The 22,358-nt window shown below is 43.1% G+C and carries 15 protein-coding genes and 1 tRNA gene; 3 read left to right on the plus strand and 13 right to left on the minus strand.

The window, feature by feature from the left end; genetic code table 11:
• Positions 1–220 precede the first annotated feature (220 nt).
• Positions 221–931, minus strand: a complete 711-nt coding sequence (locus H8S52_RS04860; protein WP_005654037.1) for a tetratricopeptide repeat protein — start codon at positions 929–931, stop codon at positions 221–223.
• Between the two features lie 201 nt (positions 932–1,132).
• The gene (hepC, locus tag H8S52_RS04865; protein WP_186909397.1) at positions 1,133–3,298 is read right to left on the minus strand and encodes a heparin-sulfate lyase HepC; all 2,166 of its coding nucleotides are present in this window, start codon (positions 3,296–3,298) and stop codon (positions 1,133–1,135) included.
• A 425-nt stretch (positions 3,299–3,723) separates the two neighbouring features.
• Here hepC and H8S52_RS04870 point away from each other — a divergent pair, with 425 nt between their 5' ends.
• Positions 3,724–3,906, plus strand: a complete 183-nt coding sequence (locus H8S52_RS04870) for a hypothetical protein (RefSeq protein WP_005654034.1) — start codon at positions 3,724–3,726, stop codon at positions 3,904–3,906.
• A gap of 284 nt (positions 3,907–4,190) precedes the next feature.
• Positions 4,191–4,264: transfer RNA gene (locus H8S52_RS04875), tRNA-Arg, on the plus strand.
• A gap of 68 nt (positions 4,265–4,332) precedes the next feature.
• Here the strand turns inward: H8S52_RS04875 and H8S52_RS04880 are convergent.
• The 3 genes from H8S52_RS04880 to H8S52_RS04890 are packed head-to-tail and all read right to left on the minus strand — an operon-like array spanning position 4,333 to position 10,924.
• Positions 4,333–5,790: an AbgT family transporter gene (locus tag H8S52_RS04880; protein ID WP_186909398.1), complete on the minus strand. Its 1,458-nt coding sequence runs from the start codon at positions 5,788–5,790 to the stop codon at positions 4,333–4,335.
• Between the two features lie 19 nt (positions 5,791–5,809).
• On the minus strand, positions 5,810–6,538 hold the full coding sequence (locus H8S52_RS04885) for a DUF5932 domain-containing protein (protein WP_016662687.1): 729 nt from the start codon (positions 6,536–6,538) through the stop codon (positions 5,810–5,812).
• Positions 6,539–6,589: 51 nt separating this feature from the next.
• A complete protein-coding gene (locus H8S52_RS04890) occupies positions 6,590–10,924 on the minus strand; it encodes a DUF5113 domain-containing protein (protein WP_186909399.1) in 4,335 nt (1,444 codons plus the stop codon).
• A 156-nt stretch (positions 10,925–11,080) separates the two neighbouring features.
• On the opposite strand from H8S52_RS04890, the gene H8S52_RS04895 reads away from it, so the two are divergent.
• Complete coding sequence (locus tag H8S52_RS04895; protein WP_005654019.1) at positions 11,081–12,019, plus strand: ribose-phosphate pyrophosphokinase; 939 nt, start codon at positions 11,081–11,083, stop codon at positions 12,017–12,019.
• A gap of 114 nt (positions 12,020–12,133) precedes the next feature.
• Here the strand turns inward: H8S52_RS04895 and H8S52_RS04900 are convergent, their stop codons facing one another.
• From H8S52_RS04900 to H8S52_RS04935, 8 genes are all read right to left on the minus strand, one after another.
• Complete coding sequence (locus tag H8S52_RS04900) at positions 12,134–13,291, minus strand: phosphatidylinositol-4-phosphate 5-kinase (protein ID WP_005654018.1); 1,158 nt, start codon at positions 13,289–13,291, stop codon at positions 12,134–12,136.
• A 79-nt stretch (positions 13,292–13,370) separates the two neighbouring features.
• Positions 13,371–14,681, minus strand: a complete 1,311-nt coding sequence (locus H8S52_RS04905) for a pitrilysin family protein (RefSeq protein ID WP_186909400.1) — start codon at positions 14,679–14,681, stop codon at positions 13,371–13,373.
• On the minus strand, positions 14,678–15,436 hold the full coding sequence (kdsB, locus tag H8S52_RS04910; RefSeq protein ID WP_016662689.1) for a 3-deoxy-manno-octulosonate cytidylyltransferase: 759 nt from the start codon (positions 15,434–15,436) through the stop codon (positions 14,678–14,680). The genes H8S52_RS04905 and kdsB overlap by 4 nt, the downstream gene beginning before the upstream one ends.
• Positions 15,437–15,447: 11 nt before the next feature.
• Entirely contained in the window at positions 15,448–15,873 is a 426-nt protein-coding gene (locus H8S52_RS04915; protein ID WP_118939545.1) for a 2-amino-4-hydroxy-6-hydroxymethyldihydropteridine diphosphokinase, read from the minus strand.
• Between the two features lie 10 nt (positions 15,874–15,883).
• Positions 15,884–18,211: a transglycosylase domain-containing protein gene (locus H8S52_RS04920; protein ID WP_118939546.1), complete on the minus strand. Its 2,328-nt coding sequence runs from the start codon at positions 18,209–18,211 to the stop codon at positions 15,884–15,886.
• Positions 18,212–18,392: 181 nt separating this feature from the next.
• Positions 18,393–19,088, minus strand: coding sequence for a tyrosine-protein phosphatase (locus H8S52_RS04925; protein WP_118939624.1), 696 nt, complete (start codon positions 19,086–19,088; stop codon positions 18,393–18,395).
• 11 nt (positions 19,089–19,099) lie between these two features.
• Complete coding sequence (locus H8S52_RS04930) at positions 19,100–21,526, minus strand: tyrosine-protein kinase (protein ID WP_186909401.1); 2,427 nt, start codon at positions 21,524–21,526, stop codon at positions 19,100–19,102.
• Between the two features lie 21 nt (positions 21,527–21,547).
• Positions 21,548–22,345: a polysaccharide biosynthesis/export family protein gene (locus tag H8S52_RS04935; protein ID WP_117954623.1), complete on the minus strand. Its 798-nt coding sequence runs from the start codon at positions 22,343–22,345 to the stop codon at positions 21,548–21,550.
• Positions 22,346–22,358 lie beyond the last annotated feature (13 nt).

Consider the following 22,358-nt stretch of genomic DNA (forward strand, 5'->3'; position numbering starts at 1 on the left):
CGGATAGAATTATGTGAGAAAGCACCGAAAAATGGCAATAAGAATGGCATATGAAGTGGTCATGTCCTATCATCTTCATATGCCATCTTATTTTTTAGGGACATTTACTGAATATCCCTGAAGAGAGGCAAATAAAATTAAAGCAGAAAATATAACCATGAGAACTAAAAAAGAGGCAGATCTTTATCGGTCTGCCTCTTTTCTGTATTATATATGAATCTTATAATTGAGTATTTATAAAATTCAACATAGTATTGGCATTGTCTATCATCTTTTTCTGAGCCGGTTTACTCGGAGAAAGCAGAGGAATAAGTTTTTCCAAATATTCTTTTGCTTCTTTAAATTCTACTTTTGCCTTTTCAGCGTCAGTTTTCAATGTAGTAGCACCCTGACTGTAAAGTAATGTACCTAAACTATTGAGAGCATTAACATTATTCGGCTGAATCTCAAGAGCTTGTTTAAAAGCATCTTCTGCTGCACTATTTTTCTTAGCTCTCTGTGCTAAAATACCTTGGTTCACATAATATGTGGCATACAACTTAGTCAATGTCTTATTACCGGGTACAGCTTCCAGACCTTCTTTCAAAGTGGCAACATATTCATCATTTTTCTTCAAATCTTTCAACGCACCTGCCTTGCCTATATAAGCATTTGCCAAGTTATACTTTTTCTGTACAGCTATATCAAAATATTTCAAAGCTTCAGCCGGTTTCTTAATTTTATCAGCGCAAACGCCGCAGTTAAAAGCAATTACCGAATCTTGATTGTTGGTTTGTGTCAGATAGGTGCTGAATTTTGTAAATGCAACCTGATAATTTTTAGATTCAAGTGCAGCTTTACCTTCGTTAACCAATTGTGCCGGATCAGCATTCTGCGCAAAGAAATTAGTAGCTGCACAACAAAGTGCAAGAGATAAGATTAATTTTTTCATATGCTTTTATTATTTTAAATATTGATATTTCAAAGTTAGTTGCCTAAAGCGTAGAAGCAAAACCTTTTTACCTTTTTTGAGTTTTTTACGAGAGTAGTAACAAGTGTTATTTTACGTAAACAAAGAGGGATGAAATTTTAGACTGACCCGATTATGAAGTAGAGAGGCTATAATTATTTCAGTTATAAGATTTAAACAAGATTACCTTCTTTTATTAAGGCTATAGCTTAAATTGTATAGTTTCTTGTTAATTGTAACATTGACAGATACCTTATCTTCATTACCTGTATTGACAAACTGTCCCTTAATTACAGGACTTGTGGCTGAGTCTACGGGATATAGTACCGTAATATATCGTACGGGATTATTGTCCGGTTTCCGCATGACAACTGCATAGGACTTTCTGTGTTCATATTTCCTGTCTGTTTGGTAGGATATCCGACCATCAAACTCTTTAAAGATAAGATTCCTGCTCGCCTCTCCGAATGTACGAATTAACAGGTTATTGCTATTATCAAAGGTGGTATGTGCACCAAATTCTTCCTTATCCAGAAGAACATTATCAACAGACTTTCCATCACAAAGATGGAAATATAATTTTGCATATCCGGTAGCAGTCCCGAATCCTTCATCTACCAGCACAAAAAAATCCTGTGGCTGTTTGACGTAAAAGATGGATCGACGATGCTTGAAGTTGTTATATCCTTGATTCTCTGTTACAATAAGTTGATATTCATCTTTTTCCTCGAATAATAATAAAGTACCGGCGGCTTTATTGATATTTTCCGTTCCGGTTTCTTCATGGTCTGCGGTTTTGCCTAAAACCATTGTGTTATGTGCTTTGGTCTGACGAAACCATCTGCGTAGCTCCATAATCTTCTCATTATCCTCTGCCATATATGCACAAACACCGGAATCGGGAAAGAAGTTACGTCCGTTACGATATAACTCAAATGTACCGTTGTCAAGTTGGTTATGGCTTGAGTCTCCCAATTTTAAAGAAACATTATTACTGTGAATCAGCACTGTAGATTGCGGGTCCCAACCACTACGTAGTACATAAAAACCAGAAGAAGGGAATGTTTTTATTTGTGTACTCGGACAAGTGCCACTTTTACCATACGTGGACATATATTCAAACTCGGAATCTTCAGGAAACATTTCCCTATATTTCTTAAAGTTTTTATTTAGCACACTTCGGGTTTTAACCCATGAATCATTGAAAGCAGGAGTACAATCTTTGCTGTTTTTTGTAAAATAACTGGGGTAGGTAAAATGCATCACTACTTTGGCGGCTTTTAAAAGTACCTCATTTAGATTTGGCGACAGCAAATTCTCCGGAACTTCATTCTGAAGGAGCAGCCGTTTGAGATCGTATAGTCCATCTAATATACCTATATGATAATGCAAAGACAAATCATTTGTCATACCATCATCCAAAAATAACTTTGAAGTTTGGTCATTAATGATATCATAACCTGTTTTTTGCCATTGCGAGGCATTCTTCAGCTCTGGAAATAAAGTTCCTGCAAACACTAATGCTACAGCTTGGCTTAACAAGATATTATTTCCACCGGCATATTTGTATTGAGATAAATAATCGGCATGCTCCGCAAAATGTATCAAGAAAAAAGAAAGCCATTCCGATGTAAAGTTAGGAGAACTTTTAAAATATTCGAATAACTCCGTTTGTCCCATAATACGTGTGGATACTTGAAGTTGATACCATTTGAACTTGTCAGGGCTACCTTCGGGTAGAGGGTGCTTGGCAATCCAATCGGTATACACTTCTTTCCATGAAAGCATATATTTCTCATCATGAGACTCTTGATAGGATTTTCCTTGAAGCGGCATCCAATTGTGGCGATGTAATTGCTTTTGATATTCATTATCTGCACCTTTAGGTGTAAATTTCCAATTTATTGTTTTATCACTGTTTTGTAGTGAATAAGGCTTCTTCAAAATCTTATCTTCCAAATAATTATCGTTTACATAGAAACGATATTCATCTATGGCATAGTCTGCATAACCACGCTCTACATCACTGGGAGGGTCTGATGTGACATTGGGATTCTTTATGTTTTTTCTGTTTCTGTAGTAAGCCAACAGTTCTTTTAAAGCAGTAGTAGCATCACCTGCTTCATGTAGCGCTTTAACAGTAGCCAATCCGGGATAGTTTAGATTAAGAATATTGAATAGGGCTACTTCTGTATTTTCATTTGGCGACAGAGGCGGGTTTTCTTCATCTGTGATAGGTGGTTTTTCTTCTTTATCTTTTATGGGCATGTCATTATCTGCACATCCAATCAACATAATGATAGAGGATAAGAAAGCATAAATGTAAAAATGACTTTTGAATATCATCATATTAAGTATTTGGTTTAGTGCTACAAATATAATAAGCTTATCACTGAGTGTCGTTTAGTAATGTGTATATCCTGTTTGAAAATAGAAGTTAATTATTAATTTGGTTGAAAATATTATTAGAATTGTCTTTTATGAAGAGAAAAGAAATACCAAAATAAAAAACTTATCTAATCGTTGGTATCAGTTTGAAAAAAAGATTTAGAAAAACATAGACAATTATTAATAGTGAATTGAATAAGCTGTAACGAGTTGAATCATATTCATATTGCAGCTATCAGAGGTAAAATCCCGATAACAAATATGTCTGTTATAATATATTGTAATGGTAAATATTATTTGCAAATAATAGCTAAGAAGTCATGGCGATATATTATTTTTGCAAAAAAAGGCATTAATAATGATACTATAATAATCATTGAGTAGATATGAAAACTGAGTTAATAGAAAGTTTAGACTTCACCGAGGAAGATTATAATGAAAAAATAGCAGGTGAAGATGTTGCTTCTTTCAACGAGTTTATAGATGCCATTATCGTATTTGTAGAACAAAATGGCGGTACTTTAGAAGATGCAATCATTATGGCTAACGATACTTATTACCAATTATAATATACTATAAGTAATATCAGCCGAGGAGAATTTCTGTAAAAGCAAAGTTTTATTGAGATTTAGCTGATAAGATTTTGAATTTATACAGATTCTTTTGAAATGTGGGTTGATTTAGTTCTCTTTTAAAATAAAAATGTTATGCTATCTAAAGCATTGTATTTCAATAGAACAACTATCTACTTTTCATATATAGGTCTATTATTTTAATATAAATAATAAATATTTTGGGTGTAAAATTTGTAGTTTTCATAAAAAAAACGTACCTTTGCACCGCAATTAAGGATGGTTCCGTAGCTCAGCTGGATAGAGCAACGCCCTTCTAAGGCGTGGGTCTTGCGTTCGAATCGCAACGGAATCACAAAAGAAGATGCTAATAGGTTTATTTATAACTTGTTAGCATTTTCTTTTTTTTATGATAGTTGCACATTATAATCCCAGCGGTAGTTTACAGAGATACCAAAGCACAAACAAAGCAGTCCAGGCAATAAGAATAACCAATGAATACCTCCACGTATATTTAAGCAACGAACCATAGGTAGACTGCTTATCATATTGCTGCATATACGTCAGAACAAGCGGCATATAAAACATAAAAGGAGTAATCGCATTCGTTGCACTGTCACCGATACGATATGCACACAGTGCCATATCCGGAGAAATCCCCATACCCGCCAATACCGGAACGAAAATGAACGACATAAACGCCCACTTCGATGTGGAAGAAACCATAATGAGGTTAATAAGAGCAGTAAACAAGATAAATAATATCAATATCCACAAACTATCCGAACGAACGGGGGAAAGCACATTCGCTCCCATTATTGCGATACACTTATCCAAATGGGAATACTCAAAACAAGCAAACATCTGGGAAGCAAAAAAAGCGATTACGAAATAAACACCCAATAACCTCATCGGTTGGGTCAGCCCCTCTATCACATCACTGTCCGTACGATAACGTCCGGAAACGAATCCATACACCATTCCCATTAAACCTATCCCCAAAGATAACAAGAACAGAATACCAATAATAAACGGCGAACGGATCAATCCGCCATTAACACCTCTTAATATACCCCATGAAGAGAATGTAGCCCACAGAACAAACGCCGCATATAGCAAGCCGACAATGACAGCTCCCCACAAAGCTCTCTGCTCCTTTCGAGACAGTTGTTTATAACCGCAGAAGGTATTACTCCCATTGTATTCTCCTAATCCCGGCAATAGTTTTTTACAAGTTATATGGTAAATAATGAATACCAACAAGAAAGTGGATACACAAAAGAAATAATAATTGCACAGAGGTCCGATCCGTCCGCCCAACACATCCGTCATATCGGCAGCCTCCTGTGTTGTGGCAGCAAGCATAGGATCGAGTGTGCTTAAAAGTATATTGGCACTATAACCGCACGACACCGATACATAAGCAGCTATGATTCCGCCTATGGGATGTAATCCTACCGAATGGAATAACGTTGCAGCGATAGGCAGCAATATGATGTATCCGGCATCACCCACTACATTGGACAGTAGTCCCAGAACAATAACACTGAGTATGATACGCCACGGATTACGTCCCCGTCCGCGTATGCCCTTGCGTATACACGCATCTATAAACCCGGAATGTTGTGCAACCCCTATCCCGAACATCGCCACGATAACCAGCCCCAACGGGGCAAAACCCGTAAAATTCGTTACTACATGACGCAGCAGCCATCGAATGCCTTCCGGGCTCAATAAACTCTGTACACGTATCTCTTCACCTGTATGAGGCAGACGCACACTCAAACCATAGACATCAAATATCCACGACAGAAAGATAACTCCCAGTGTCAGCAGGAAGAACATCGTTGCGGGATGGGGCATTCGCCATTTATTCCTCATAATTACTCGGTATTCGAAATTATTCCTCGTCCGCTTCCAGATTGTCAATATCAAGAATACGCAGTTCCAGTGCACGCACCACAAGGCGCGTAGCATTTACTCCCACTCGTTCGCACTCTCCAAAAAGGCGCCCTATCAAATCATTCTGCCGTTTCTCCAAAGATTTCACGCCAAACGGCATTCCTTTCAGGTTGGCAATCATTTCCTTTGTGTACCCCAAAGCAAGATGACGGAGAAAACGTTCGTCATATTCGTCTATGTCATAACTGATAACAGCTTCCTGCCGTTTCGTATCATTCCGGACGGAAGTTTTAAAACGTTCTACAATCTTTTCCAATATGGGATAATTGAAAACAAGTTTTTTCCCGTCCATAACAGCTTGTACGTCTGTCTTGGTCAACAATTCTCCAGTCTTCAGAATAATACCATCAGCTCCCGCTTCAAGGACATCCACCCATAATTTTTCGTTTAAAATCTCTCCGGTGAATATCAACACATGTACATCCGGATAGCGCTTAAATATATTGCGGCAAATATCCACACCGATAGTAGTGGAGCCACCCAAACCCAAATCCAGTAAAACAAGGTCCGGCACACCGGCTTCCATCAAACTCCAGAATTCTTGTTCCGTCATGGCGGTACCGATAACTTCCGCATCCGGTATTTCGTGACGGAATATCTCTTCCGTTCCTTTTAATTCCAGCTTTACGTCCTCTACAATAATGACTTTAAACTTCTTAGCTTCCATATTTCATATCTTTTTATCCTTACTTATTCTAATTTGCTCCGAGAAAAGCCATTATCTTCTCGGCTGAATTCTTTTTAGATAATGGGGCAGCGTAAAGTATACAGCAAATCCCCCTTTCTCTGCAGGTTCTGCATTAATGCGGCATCCTCTTCTTCCGGCAAATTCGTCATGGTCGCGAATAATCTGTTTGCATAACAAGTACTCCGTACCACACAACTTTCCCTTTTCACCGGCCGTCATACGTACCAGATTCGGGTAAAACAGTTGATTCAACTCTTCCCTTGTTTTCTCCCGCCGCATATCTGTAAAAAGAAAACGCACAAAATCATCTTCTACTGCACAAGTCAGGCGAATTTTTCCCGCAACCGGCACAGACAAAGCTTCATCAATCAAATTCTCCAATAAAAAATGCAATTGATTTACATCTCCGATAACCGATTCACTTACTGTTTCTATACTGAAAACAACAGAAGCTGCAACTCCCCTGCTCACCTTACGGAAATACTTCTCCGCAGCTTCCAACAGCTCGGGCACAGGAATCACCGTACGCCTGAAAGTAACCTCTTCCAACTGACGGGATGCACATTGGCTCAAAATGTAGAATACCCCTTTATAATACTCTATCAATTCGCTGATAGCCGCTACCGTTTCCCGCTCCTCTGTTTCCGACAGCTTACCGGAACGAAGTTTGCCTATCAATTGCTTTATTCTATTTGGATAATAAATCGTTTCATGTTTGATGGTAGACAAACAGTTATCAAGCACCATATTCTGCACATGTAGCAAACTGTCCTCCCACGACGCACGACGCGCTTCATCCTGAGCAGTCTCAATATCCCGGTATTTCATTGCCAGCTTCACTACCGCATTGAATATCACAATAGCAATGTAACGGGCTATCAACTCCAGCAATAAACGGTCGGACTCCTGCTGCATCCTGCTTCTCACCAAACACAACACTCCTATACACTGAGTGGAGTTTCCGGCTTTCACAATGAGAGGCAATGCCTGCATTCCATTTTCCGACAGATACCTCTGTTCTTCAAAACAACGTTGCATCAAGTCTTCCCACACAAGTTTGTTCTCTGCTACTCCTTCCAGAGGATTAGACGCGTACTCCAACCTATGGGCAGCCTCGTTATAAACCGCAATGCTCAACCGCTCTATACTCAACAACTCATTAACCGCATCGAATGCATTATCTGCGATTTGTTGCGGAATATCTTTCAACATATCTTCTTCACGTTTTAGCATCTCCTCGTCTTCGGATGCAGATATTACAGATGCGGTAAACACCTGCTTGTTGATTTCCAATACTTGCTCCAAGTTCCAACGGTTTACCAATCTCCTGCGGAAATACAGAACATAATACCCCAAGCATAGCGTAACCAATAAAATAATCACCAACAAGATACTCACCGTCTTATTATTCGTAGAACGCTCCAGTTCGCGGCAGAAATCTTCCAAAGACTGGTCCTCACCCAGCAACTTGTACAAAGTGGTATAAGCAGCATTATTATAGCCATACTCATCCCACTGTTTCAAAGCAAGAAATGCAACCGCCGCCTCATTCCTAATGTCCAGAATCACATGAAAATCGGAATTAAACATCTCATTCCACCAGTCCAGCTCAGCAGGTATGTCATCCCCGACCAAAGTCATATAACGATGCGGTTCTTCGGCATACTTCCCGTAATGTTCATTCAGGCAAACCATTGCGGAGTCTATATATTGCAAAGCCAGCGCATATTCACCGTCTACATTACAGTAATAGGCTTCATTGGCATAATCGGAAGCCTTATTCAGTAAAAGTTCATATTCTGCCTGCAAGGCCAATGTCAGAGAGTCAGTAAGTGTTTCTTTCAGCACATCGTTATCAGTTGCCTTACTGCAAGAAACCATACCTAAAGAGAATACAAGTAGTATCACGGTCAAAACCTTACGTACTCCTGCCGGCAGTCTGAAGTAGAAACGACTCCCCTGCCCTAACGTACTCTTCACATTGAACAGGCACACATTAAAAACAGGATTTGTTTTCTTATATTTCTCAATAATGCCCTTACAATTCATTAAGCCGAAGCCGTTGCCCTTATTTTTCCGCAATGCTTCCCGGTCGGGTGCATCATTCATGCCGATAATTTTGGAATCATACACCTTCTCGCCTATGATATGGTTAACATCTTCCGGAGACAGACCGCATCCGTTATCCTCAACGGATATTTCCACAAAATCATTCTCCTGCCGGGCATAGATTCTCACCTTACCCCCCTTGGGAGTGTACTTACGTGCATTTTCTGCCAATGTATTTATCATAAAGAGAGTCAATGCCCTGTCTGCCTTCACGCAAGCATCGGTAGGTTCTACTTCCAAATCCAGCTGTTTCATTTCAAAAGCCCGGCTCCCTTTCCTCAACAATTCAAAAAGCTCATTCAGTTCAAAAACTTCGATGCTCAGACTCAGCGTACCTTGCTTCATCTTAATCCACAAAGCCAGAATATCATTATACTCGTTAATGGTGGTAACAAGCTCATCAATATACTGATACTTTTCTTTTTTGATAGTTTCATCATGGATATATCCCATGCGTATCAATTTATGCACCTCGTTCAGAATACGGTCAATGTAAGGATGAATACCATCAACAATAGAAAGGCAAGCCTTCTTAATCAGATTCTGTCGTTTGTTTCCGGCAATATGTCGTTCATGAATATAGCGTTGTTTCTCCAGTCTGCGCTGTTCCTCGCCAAGGGAAATGGAAGTCATTCCGTTGTCTAACGCCCATTGGATATAAGGATTGATTACTTGCACCATAGCCTGTTCATCTTTCCTCATATGCCGTGCGAATATCAATTCCCTATTCTTGATACATACGTCTTCTGTTCCGAATAAGCATTTCATTTTGGGACGTACAGCCACCAGAATCGCATCCGTGATGTCTTTCTCGGTCTGTGCATCAGCAGGAATGGATACAGTTATCTCCTGACAAATATCCAGCATAGATTGCAAACGGTGCAGATGCAATCTGTTGCGCTGTTTAGAACGTTTATTAAAGAACCAGAAGAACACCACCACTACAATAAGCCCCGTAATCACACAGAAAAGCAACAGATTAAGCTGTCCCGCTTCTCTTTCCAATGCTTGATAACGACTTTCCAATTCCTTATCCTGACGGGTATCTTCCAGAATATCCAGATATATATTCCTGTTATAATCCGAATACTCTTTCATTTCCAATCCGGCATAGGTGACACTCAACTGCTCACGTATCCTTGAAATCCATTCGGGAACGGTTTTTAATTTCTGCCGAATCCAGGATTTCTCCGCACATATCGTATCACGACGGTCATAAGCCTTCAACCAATCCAGACTGTCGTGGCAATCGTAAAAACGGCGATGATGATCGTTTACACACTCTAAGGCACGTTTCAGAGTATCGAGTGCCTGCTCATATTCTCCATGCGCATTCAAATATTTCCCGATAGAAACGTATGCACCCGCAATTTGGTAAATGTCATTATATTGCCGGAATTTCTCCAAAGCCTGTTGTCCCAACCGCATAGGCAATAAAGAATCCACCGGCTCGCCGAATTGTTTCAACGCATGCGTCCGCCGTCCTTGATAAAAATCATAATTATCCGGAGAAGCCATCAAATTAGCCAATCCCTGTATACCGTTTCCTTCAAAATACAGATACCCTTTCCTGGAAGCTAATTTCCAAGTAGTGTAAAGTTCATCAAACTCCCTTAAACGACGCTCATCAGGCGTTTCTCCTTCGCACAAAGAAGCCGACCCTTTTATATAGTGATAATACAATAACTGATTTGTGTCTGTTGCCAACTCCTCATTCTCCGGCACCTCATTGATAGATGCCAAAGCTTCCGGCCGTTGCTGCAAATAATAGTAATATATGGCAGACACAATATAAAACTCCGACCGAGCATAGGTCAGCCGCATTCGCTCATGCCTGTCTACAAACAAATTGTTATCCTCTGCGATGCGTTTCATGCGGCGTACAGCACTATTGCGGTAGTCATAGAACTCTTTGTTCAGTGCCGTCCGCTGATAAATTTTCATCAAGCCTATATCGGCAATCAGAAGTTCCAATTCATTCTTTGTCAGACTGTACACTTCCTGATAGTATTTCTCCGCCTGTTCAAAGTCCATTCGCATAAAAGCGCAGAATCCCAGATTGTTACAAGCTTCCGCCTTTCCTTGCCTGTAAAGTTTCACTCCCCGGTAAGCCTTTGAAGCCGCATGACACGATGAGTCCAAATTTTTATAACGATAAGCATATGCCGCCTGATTTAAGGAGTCAATCAGATGCACCTCTTTTGTAGGAGCTGTACCCACGCACGAAACAAATGCCGTACCTATCAGGCATAGCATTCCTATTAATAATATAGATGAAAGGTATTTCACAAAGCAAAGCTACAAATAAATCCGGTAAAGAAAAATATTTTTTCTACAATAAGTCTTGTATTATGTAGCGGGAAATTCATACCTTTGCATGCAAATTAATAAATAGGTAATATCTATTACAAAATGAGCGAAAAAGCACCTTTTATGGTATTCTCAGGAACAAACTCGAGATACCTTGCAGAAAAAATCTGCGCCAGCCTTAATTGCCCTCTAGGAAAGATGAATATCACCCACTTTGCCGATGGTGAATTCGCTGTTTCTTATGAAGAGTCTATCCGTGGCGCAAATGTATTCCTGGTTCAATCCACTTTCCCTAATTCCGACAATTTGATGGAACTTCTGCTGATGGTTGATGCGGCCAAAAGAGCATCTGCCAAAAGTGTTATTGCAGTAATTCCTTATTTTGGTTGGGCACGTCAGGACAGAAAAGACAAACCTCGTGTATCCATCGGCGCCAAGTTGGTAGCCGACCTGCTTTCAGTTGCAGGCATCGACCGTTTGATTACTATGGACCTTCATGCTGACCAAATTCAAGGTTTCTTCAACATTCCGGTTGACCATTTGTATGCATCGGCAGTATTCCTTCCTTATATCGAATCATTAAAGTTGGATGACCTTGTTATTGCAACTCCCGACGTAGGCGGTTCAAAACGTGCCAGCACATTCTCCAAATACCTCGGTGTACCTTTGGTATTGTGCAACAAGACGCGCGAGAAGGCAAACGTTGTTGCCACCATGCAGATTATCGGTGACGTAAAAGACAAGAATGTAGTATTGGTAGATGATATTGTAGATACCGCAGGTACTATTACCAAAGCAGCCAACATCATGATGGAAGCCGGTGCTAAATCCGTACGTGCCATTGCCAGCCACTGTGTCATGTCCGATCCGGCATCATTCCGCGTACAGGAATCAGGCTTGACTGAAATGGTATTTACAGACAGCATTCCTTACTCCAAGAAATGCGATAAGGTTAAACAATTAAGCATTGCCGATATGTTTGCCGAAACTATCAGAAGAGTCGTAAGCAACGAATCTATCAGTTCTCAATATATCATTTGAAAATTGAGAATTAAGAAATAAAAAATAAGGGCTGCGCAATATTCATTCAGAATCGCGCAGCCCTCTCTATTTTTTAGGGACATTTTACCGAATGTCCCTTTTCATTCCCTGATTTCAATTACTCAACCTTCCCATTTTATAGGTTCCTTTCCGTACCAGCTTTCCATTTTTATCCGTTTCCACAAACGGACCGTCTTTCTTGCCTTGTTTGAAGAAACCTTCATAGCGGTTTCCGTTCTTATCTTCCTGCACGCCGCTCCCCTCTTCCAGACCATTTACAAAACCGCCTTTGTATTTTGTACCGTCGGTAAGAATCAGAGTTCCCTGACCGTTGAATTTATTATCTTTCCATTCGCCTTCGTAGGAGTCGCCGACGTTCCATTTGTAAACGCCATAGCCATTGCGCTGGTTGTCTTTCCATTGTCCGTCATATACAGCACCGTTCGCCCATGTAAACGTACCGTGTCCGTCCTGCATACCGTTCTTGAAGTTTCCTACATATTTATTGCCGCTGGCATGATAGTAAATACCTTCACCGGTACGTTCACCCTGCACATAAGAACCTTCGTAACGGTCGCCCGTATGAAAGAAGTAAATGCCCTTGCCATGCTGCATATCCTCTTTCCAATCACCTACATACTTATCGCCATTGGCATATTCAAACGTGCCTTTACCATCGCGCACATCATTCTTCCATTGACCGTCGTATTTGCAACCGTCATTCCAGACTAACGTGCCTTCACCGTTTTTCTTATCGTCTTTCCACGAACCGATGTATTTGGAACCGTTCTTCCAAACGTAAGTACCCTGACCTTCACGCTTGTCATTTATCCAATCGCCTTCATAAAGGTCTCCGTTATAGTAGTACATAGTACCTTTGCCATGCTGGTAATCCTGATACCACATACCGTCATAACGGTTATTATTCATAAAATAATAGATACCTCTGCCGTGCTGTTGGTCTTGAAACCACTGACCGTCATACTTTTCACCGTCGGGAAAAGTGTAAATGCCATACCCTTCACGCTTTCCCTTAACGTACTCGCCTTCATAGACATCGCCGTTTTTAAAAACCGTCTTTCCCTTTCCGTTGGGTTTGCGTCCTTTCATTTCACCGGTATATACGGAACCGTCCTTAAACGTATGCGTCCCTATTTTTATTTCCGATGAGAAAGTTCCCTTTATTTTATCGAAGAAGCCGCCTTTTTCCTGGGCTGCGACACTGCCCTGTGACAAGTATAACAGAAAAATTGCAGTATATAGATATTTCATCTTGGATTACAAGTTACTTAATTAGGATTTTGACAAAGATACAATTAATCTGCCAAAACCACGAGGCGGTTCCCGCTTTTTATGACATTTTTTTGCCGGATATGACTTCTTTTAATTTCTCTTTGCACAAATGCTTTCCGGCAAGTTCGCGTATATCTTCAGGAGTAATATCTCTGACTGCGTTCAGAGCATCTTCAAAGTGTGCATCGCCAAAACCCGAAACCTGAACGAACATCCACGCATCTGCCAGTGAGAATGCCGATTCATAACTGCGGCACATTTCGCCCAGCATATAATTCTTTACCATTGCCAATTCTTCTTCCGGCACCAGATCATTCTGCAGGCAATCTATTTCATGGTAAACCTCCCGGATAAGAGGCTCCACAAACTCGTTTGCCGTTTCCGTATTGATAACCAGCATTTCCGGTCCCGGACAAGAAACGATGCCTGCAGAAATGCCATAGGTATATCCCTTTTCTTCACGGATATTGGACATCAGACGGCTTCCGAAATATCCGCCAAACAGCGTTACCATCACTCTGGTCTTCAAATAATCGGGATGATGGCGTTCCAAAGAAAGCATCCCCATGCGAACCGCACTCTGCATGGCATCCGCATGTTCTACAAAAATTCGTTTATCCATGGAAGAAACCGGAATAAACTCCCGCCTTTCCGGTTTGCGGAAGTCTTTGCCGAACACTTCCTTACCAAACATATCTTCTATCCGCCGTACACAATCATCGCTCACCTTTCCGGAAACGTAAATCGTACAGTTCCGGGAATGATAATGCCGGTCGTAAAACTCTCTGAGTACAGCAGGATTTATCCTGCCATAATCCTCTTTCTGCACCAGCCGTCCGCAAGGATGCACCTCACCATATACAGCTTTCATCAGCGCCCGATGCGCCAGAAAATCCACTTTGGACGAGTTGACCATGAACTGCTGGATATTATTTTCTATTATAATACCCAGCTCCTTCTCCGGAAACACAGGCTCTTTTACGATGGATTCCAGTATTTCCAACGTCTGCGGCAAATATTTGTTCAGCGAATAAAGAGTAATATACGCATATTCCGATGCGCTGGACAACTCCAGCCAGGCACCGTAATAGTCCAACTTCTCCGCTATTTCCCCCGCACTGTACCGAAGCGTCCCTTCGCGCAGCATACGGTTCGTAAACAAAGCCTGTAACGGTTGCGACTGTTGCCAGCGCCCGCCTTCCATCAGCAGGTCTATGCGCACAACTTCATTATCGCCAGAATCAAGCACATTCAAAGACACACCATTGGGCATAGTGCACCGTTGGGGCATCTGTACGGCCAAGTGCTCAATGTCCCTCACCTTAGGCTGAATGGTCCTGTCCAAAAGCATCCCCGAACCGATATTCATTGAGCGTTTCGTGCTTGCAGGAAACGTTCCGCATGTTCCAAATCCTGCGGTGTATCAATACCGATTGTCTCCACTTCGGTAATACCGGCTTTAATGGTATAACCGTTTTCCAACCAGCGCAACTGCTCCAGCGACTCCGCCAGTTCAAGAGAAGACTGCGGAAGCGAGGTTATCTCTTTCAACACTTCCACCCGATAGGCATATAATCCGATATGCTTGTAATATGTATGGTTTTTCAGCCACTCCCGCTTCTCCGCATTACGTTGGTACGGAATGATAGAACGGCTGAAATAAAGAGCATTCATGTTCTTGTTGAGCACCACTTTGGGAGAGTTTACGTTCTCCAGTGCCTCAAAACCGTTATCGGCAGTAAAGGGTTTTACTAAAGTGGCAATCTGTGTGGACGGATCGTCAAAACAGGCCTTTACGGTCTCCAGTTGAGACGGCTGTATAAAAGGTTCATCGCCCTGAATGTTTACCACCACATCAAAGCCTTCCCCTACTTTAGTACAAGCCTCATAGCAACGGTCTGTACCGCTTTTATGATGCACGGACGTCATTACAACTTTTCCGCCGAATGCTTTTACGGCAGCTTCAATGCGCTCGTCGTCGGTAGCTACATAAGCATCATCCAAAACACCGGCCACTTGTTCATATACCCGTTGAATAACGGTCTTTCCGCCCAACAAAGCCAAAGGTTTGGCAGGGAAACGCGTAGATGCGTAACGGGCAGGAATTATTCCCAGGAATTTCATATCTTTAAAACTTAAATTACCACATTATTATAAAGAAACGTTTCAATGGCATTTGTCGCCTCAGACTTTCCATCATTCAATTCTTTCAGTCCGCGGATGATATAGTCCCGCTTTAAATCTTCGGGTTTATACACCCTGCTGTCACAAGACAGCAAGTCTATGTCAAGACGTACAATCTCCTGTTTCTTTTCTTCGGGAGTCCTTCCGGCTTCCCGTTCTATATCCTTCAAATGGAATATGACTTCACCCGCATCAGAATCGGACGTAAAGCGCGCCACCTGATTGGCAAACAACGCCTGCCGCCGGAAAAACAACGGCTCTGTGTCCGCTTCTGCAGAAAAACGGATATTCGGAAAAAGTTCGGACAGCCTCTTGCGTGCCAACGCCAGATTCTCTTTCCTGTTCACGTTACTGCCGATGCAGATTGTGTACACCATTTCCCAATTCTTAATTAAACAAATCGTCCAGTCCCATTTCCGATGCCGGTTCCGCATCCGCATCCTCATATCCGCTGTCCTTGCAGGGGTCAAAACCTTCAGACAGCTGGAACGTTTCGTTTTCATCATACCCCAAAGACTTGTCGCCAAGCACTTTTACCATATACTTAGCCCAGATAGGCAATGCCATGGAAGCGCCTTGTCCGTGCAACATCGTATCGAAGTGAATATCACGGTCTTCACCGCCCACCCAGCAGCCGGACACCAGCGAAGGCGTAAAGCCCATGAACCAGCCGTCGGCATTATAGTTGGTCGTACCGGTCTTGCCACCCATATCGGCTTTTACACCCAGACGGCGGACACGTCCGCCCGTACCTTCATTGACAACTGCACGCAGCATTACCAGCATCTTATAGGCACTGGATGCGCTGATTACTTCCTGCATTTCCGGCGAGAATGTAGCCAGCACATTACCGTCGTTGTCCTCAATACGGGTTACAAACAGCGGCGCAACACGAATACCCTTGTTCGGGAATGCGGTATAGGCGCTTACCATCTCTCCTACGGAGACTTCGCAAGGACCGAGACAGAGGGACACCGAAGGCACAATCTCACGGTTGCGCACACCGAAGCTGTGCACCAATCGCTTCAACTCATACGGGTTCAGTTTGCTCATCAGGTATGCTGTAATCCAGTTGTCCGAATTGGCCAATCCCCACTTCACCGTCACCATGTCGCCGTAACGTTTTTTGTTGGCATTGCGCGGTGTCCAGGGTTTTCCGTTTTCGTCTATCAATGTATATTCCACATGGCGAGCCTGGTCGCAAGGAGAAAAACCGTTCTCCATAGCCAGCGAATACACATACGGTTTCATGGTAGAACCGATTTGGCGACGTCCCACCATTGCCATGTCATATTTAAAGTAGTGATGGTTCGGGCCGCCTACATACGCTTTTACATGACCGTTACGCGGATCCATCGACATGAAGCCGGCACGCAGGAAGAACTTATAATAACGTATGGAATCCATCGGAGTCATTACGGTATCTTTCTCACCGCTCCAACTGAATACGGACATTTGTTCGGGCGTATCAAACGCTTTCCTGATTTCCGCTTCGGAAGCTCCGGCTCTCTTCATGATGCGGTAGCGGTCGGACAGTCTCATGGCACGGTCCAGAATTTCGTCTACCTGTTCTTGCGTCAGGCGGAAAGTATAAGGCGCTTTCTTCGCACCTTTCTTCTCTTTGAAGAAGTACCCCTGCAATTCTTTCAGATGCTCGGTCACGGCATCCTCTGCATATTTCTGCATGCGGGAGTCTATTGTAGTATAGATTTTCAACCCGTCCGTATAAAGATTATATTTGCTTCCGTCCTTCTTCGTATTCTTTTCGCACCAGCCGAACAGAGGGTTTGTTTCCCAGTCGAGCGAATCCTCGTAATACTTCTGCATCTGCCAGCCGCGATAGTCCGATTTATCGGGCTTCTTAGCATTCAGCACACCACGCAGGTATTCACGGAAATACGTTGCAAGACCTTCGTTATGGTCTACGCGATGATAGGACAACTTCAATGGCAATGCCTGCAACGAATCCCGTTCCTCAACGGTGATATATCCGGCCTTGCGCATCTGGTCGAGCACCACATTACGGCGTCCGCGCGAACGTTCGTTATAACGTACCGGATTATATAGGGAAGGATTCTTGCACATACCCACCAGTGTGGCGGCTTCCTCAATCTTCAAATCCTTCGGTTCGCAACCGAAATAGGTATAGGCGGCAGTCTTTATACCCACCGCATTATTCAGGAAGTCGAACTTATTGAGATACATCGTAAGAATTTCCTCTTTGGTATAATAGCGTTCCAGCTTCACGGCTATAACCCACTCGATGGGCTTCTGGAACAGACGTTCCACTATGTTGTCGGCGCTTGGCGAATAAAGTTGCTTGGAAAGCTGCTGGCTGATTGTACTGCCGCCGCCCGCATTCTTCTGCATCAGAATACCACGCTTCACCACGGCACGGAACAGCGCGATGGCATCAATCCCCGAATGTTCGGCAAAGCGTACGTCTTCCGTTGCAATCAGCGCATTGATAATATGGGGCGACAAATCATTGTATCCCACAAACACGCGGTTCTCCTTGCTATAAGAATAAGTTCCCAGAACTTTCCCGTCTTCCGAGAAGATTTCCGTTGCAAATTTATAATTGGGATTTTCCAAATCTTCCACAGGAGGCATATAGCCAATCCAACCTTTTGCTATCGAGAAGAAAATAACAACGCATGTCAATGTTATCAGCGCGATGAAAATCCAAAGGACTTTTACGACTTTCTTTATCATGTCCGGTTCCTAAAATTCGTTGGTTCAATATTCAATAATGGGGCAAAGATACGGAAATATATCAAAACAACTCTCACAATTTTAATAGAAAACTCTAAATACCCCAAAAACGACAGAAGCTCCGGAAACCTGCAAAAGCACAGGTCTCCGGAGCTTCCTAACTCATTGCGGACTTTGACAGTCAGCGAAGAGACATTATTTCCCTTGCCAGCTTATCCGTCAGCCTCACATTTCCTATCCATTTTCCGAAAGTCTCCAGATTATGCAAATCCGTCCCTACCATGTCGTACATACCTTTTTCCAGCAATGTTTCAGCATTTTTCATCACCTGTTTTCCATAATAACCGGAGAGCGAAAGCAAGTTCAGCTGCAACAGATAGCCCTTGTCCTTCAATTCGCAATAATCACCGTACCTCATATAAAGATAACGTTCGGGATGCGCAATCACCGGCGTATATCCGGCAAGCGATACATCGTACAACAGCTCGTCCAGATTGTTTGGTGGAGAAAAATAAGACGTCTCTACCAATACACAATCCCCACACAAAGGCTGCAATCCCTTCTCCAGTCTCTCCCCGAAACCGGAGTCCAACATATATTCAGCCCCCAGTTCAAGCACGGTTTCTCCGGTATAACGCTTGCGCAACGTATCGAAAGCCTGCAACACATCCTCCCAGTGTTCCACGCCATTCATCACATGAGGCGTCAGCCTCACCTTCTTCACTCCGAGCGAGTCGAAGTACGCCAACACCGCCAGAGATTCTTCTATCGTCCTTATGCCGTCGTCCACACCCGGAAGGATATGGCTGTGACTATCCACAAAACCTCTGAAAAAACCGGTATCCGCCAACTTTGTTTTATGTCGAAAGAAAAACATACCCATAGCGTTTAAATTCCAAATATCCTTTTGTACAGCGGCTTCTTGTTCTTCCGGTTTTCATCGTTCCCGTAATTGCCGTAACCATATCCGTAGCCATACCCATAACCTGTCTTTACATAATCTATTCCGTTCAGCAGAATACTCATATTCTTCATCTTTCCCGAATCATACAGTTCCTGCAACTCCGGTAACATCCGCTTGTCGAACAAGCCCGAGCGGACTACATAAACCGTCTGATCCGCCAACCGTCCGCACAACTGTGTATCCACCACAACACCATAAGGCGGGTTATCCAATAAGATATAATCATAGTTCTTTTTCAGCTCCTCCAGCAGCCGGTCGAGTCTGCCGCTCTTCAGCAATTCCGCAGGATTGGGGGGCAGCGCTCCCGATGTAATGATATGCAGCCGGTTATCATCTCCACACACCTGCACCAGTTCTTTCACATCATCCACCTTGCCGCTCAGGTAGTTCGATACGCCGGTCTTTTTCATACCTATCCCTACGCTTTTGCTCAAAGAACCCTTCCGCAGGTCAAGGTCGAGAATCACTACCTTTACATTCGCCAGCGCCATGCTCATGCCCAGATTAAGCGTAATAAAGGTTTTTCCGGAGTTAGGATTTGCCGAAGTCACCAGCACTACCTTTCCTACCGTTTTCTTTTCCGTATCCATAAAGTCCAGATTATCGCGCACTATCTTGAAAGCCTCACAAATGCTTTCCCTGCTGCCTTCCTGTACCACGATATCTTTCTCATGCTTATTCTTTTCAAGCGGCACTTCTCCCAAGAAAGGAATGTTCACACCCGCTTTCAGTTCTTTCTTCGTATGCACGCTGGTATTGAGCAGCGAGCGGATATAAATCCACAAGGCAGGCAGCATAATCCCCGCCAGCAAAGCAATCAGCGCTACCTGCACCTTCTTGGGTGCTACCGGCAAGTCCACACCTTCTGCCGGATCTATGATGCGGCAATTGCTCTCCGTAATGGAAAGCTGGAGCTCATTTTCCTCTTTTTTATTCAACAGAAACAGATACAGTTCTTCCTTTATCTTCTGTTGCCGTTCTATGCTTACCACATACTTCAACTGAGTAGGCACGAATGCTATCTTATTGCTGTTCTCCCGCTCCTTGTTCTTCATATTCGCCACCTGTATCTCCAGACTTGCTATCAGGTTATCCACAGCTTTTGCGATAGACAGGCGCATGGACATCAGCGTACCGTTCAGGTCACGCACGAGCGGATTATTGGCACTACTATTGGCTATCAGCTTGTTCCTACGCGTCAGCACCGTGTTGTACTCCATAATCAGGTTCTGCACTCCCATATCATCTATCCCGATACTTGCAGGGACAGGCTCTGTCGTCTTCGAGTTATCCTGCAAGTATTCCTTCATATATTGCGCCATATTAAGCTGATTTTCCACGCTTAACCCTTCCGTATCAAGCATGCTCGAACTTTGCAGATACAAGGCACTTTCCGAAGCAATATCCGTCAGTCTGTTCTTTTTCTTATAATTCTCAATTTCCGCATCCACGGCAGCCAGGTCGGCTTCGATTATCTCCAACCGCTCGCCGATAAATCTGGCGGTATTTATCACAATCCTGTTTTTATCCTCGATGGCATCGTTCTTATAAACCTCAATCAGTGTATTCAGTAAATCTTCCGCCCGCTGCACATTCTCGTCCTCGATGCTCAGGGCTATCAGTGACGACTGCTTGTTTGCCACCCCTACATTCAAAGCCTTGTTATATGACTCCGCTACTTCTTTCATATTTCCCTTCGTCACGTAGACCGTCTTGCCTATGCTGTTTTCGTCCGTAAACAGTGTCGATGCCACCACCATTTTTCCCACCGGAGTATTCACCGTATCTCCCGGCTGCACGGTCAGGATTTCGTCAAATTCCTCTTCTTCCTCTTCATTTTGCAGGGTCATATCCGCCAGCGTCACCTTTCCATTGTCCGACATCGTAACAGTAAGGCTTATCTGTTGTGAAGGAGTTGCATCAAGGAAAGTAACGGCAAACGGCGTGGACGTATAGAGTTCCTTCTTTCTCAGCCCGTCCCACTCCTTGTAACTTATATCCAGATGCAGTGTTTCGACTACCGTCCGCATCAGCCGCTTACTTTTAAAGATACCCACTTCGTTATCTACCGTGCTACCGCCTAACGAAAACAAATCCTGAAAAGCAGCCGCACCATTGACACCCCCGCCTTTTTGCTCATCCTTCACCAATACCGTGGCGGTACGCAAAAATATCTTCGGAGAACTTTTCAGATACAGAAAACCAATCAGGACACACACCGCTACGGAGAGGATAAACCATTTCCGGTTGCGATACACTGCCGACAGCATATCGGCAATCACCGTGCCCTCCTGCCGACGGCTGTCATTAAAATCTATGAAGTCCAAATCTTCAAACCTGTCTTTTCCCATAAACTTTTTCTTTACTGTTTTTTATTTGAATATAAGCACCGCCAAGGATACCATTACCGATAGTATGGAAGCAAACGTACCTATGGTTCTGTTCTGGTTTATCTCCCGCTGTCCTGCCTTTACCTTATTAGGTTCTACGTACACTACGTCATTCTGTTGCAGATAATAATAAGGAGACGACAATAAATCTTTGTTCCGCAAATCCAGCGAAACCACTACCCGCTCTCCATTTTTTTCCCGGATAACCTTTATATTCTCGCGCTGCCCGTAAATGGTCAGGTCGCCAGCAAGGCTCAATGCGTCCAGCAAGGTGATGCGGTCGCTGGTTATCTCGAATGTTCCCGGCCGGTTCACTTCCCCCAATACCGATACTTTGAAGTTCAGGAACTGGATGGTTACGATGGGATCTTTCACCAGTCCTTTTTCTATCAACTGTTTTTTGATGTATTTTGTCAGTTCTGCACGTGTCATTCCCTGTACTTTGATAACTCCCAACTGCGGAAAGTCGATATTTCCCTCTTTGTCCACCAGATACCCCAATACCCGGTTCTGTCCTCCTGCATATCCGGTATTGCTGTTAGCTATCTGATAACTTACCATCGGCAGATTGAACATCTGTGCCAGTTCGGGGTCTTTACTGTTCACCATAATGGAAAGCAAATCATCCGGATGAATCCTGAGGTCATAATCCTGGGTTATCTTTTGCCGATAGTCATCCGGCACATCTTGCAGGTACGAAATCTGTTTTTGCGATGCACAACCCGCCAGGACACATAGTACAAAGGCTATGTATCCATACTTCTTCATGTTCTTTATCATATTATTTTATCGA

The sequence above is a fragment of the Bacteroides sp. NSJ-48 genome (assembly GCF_014287405.1).
Lineage (GTDB): Bacteria > Bacteroidota > Bacteroidia > Bacteroidales > Bacteroidaceae > Bacteroides > Bacteroides stercoris.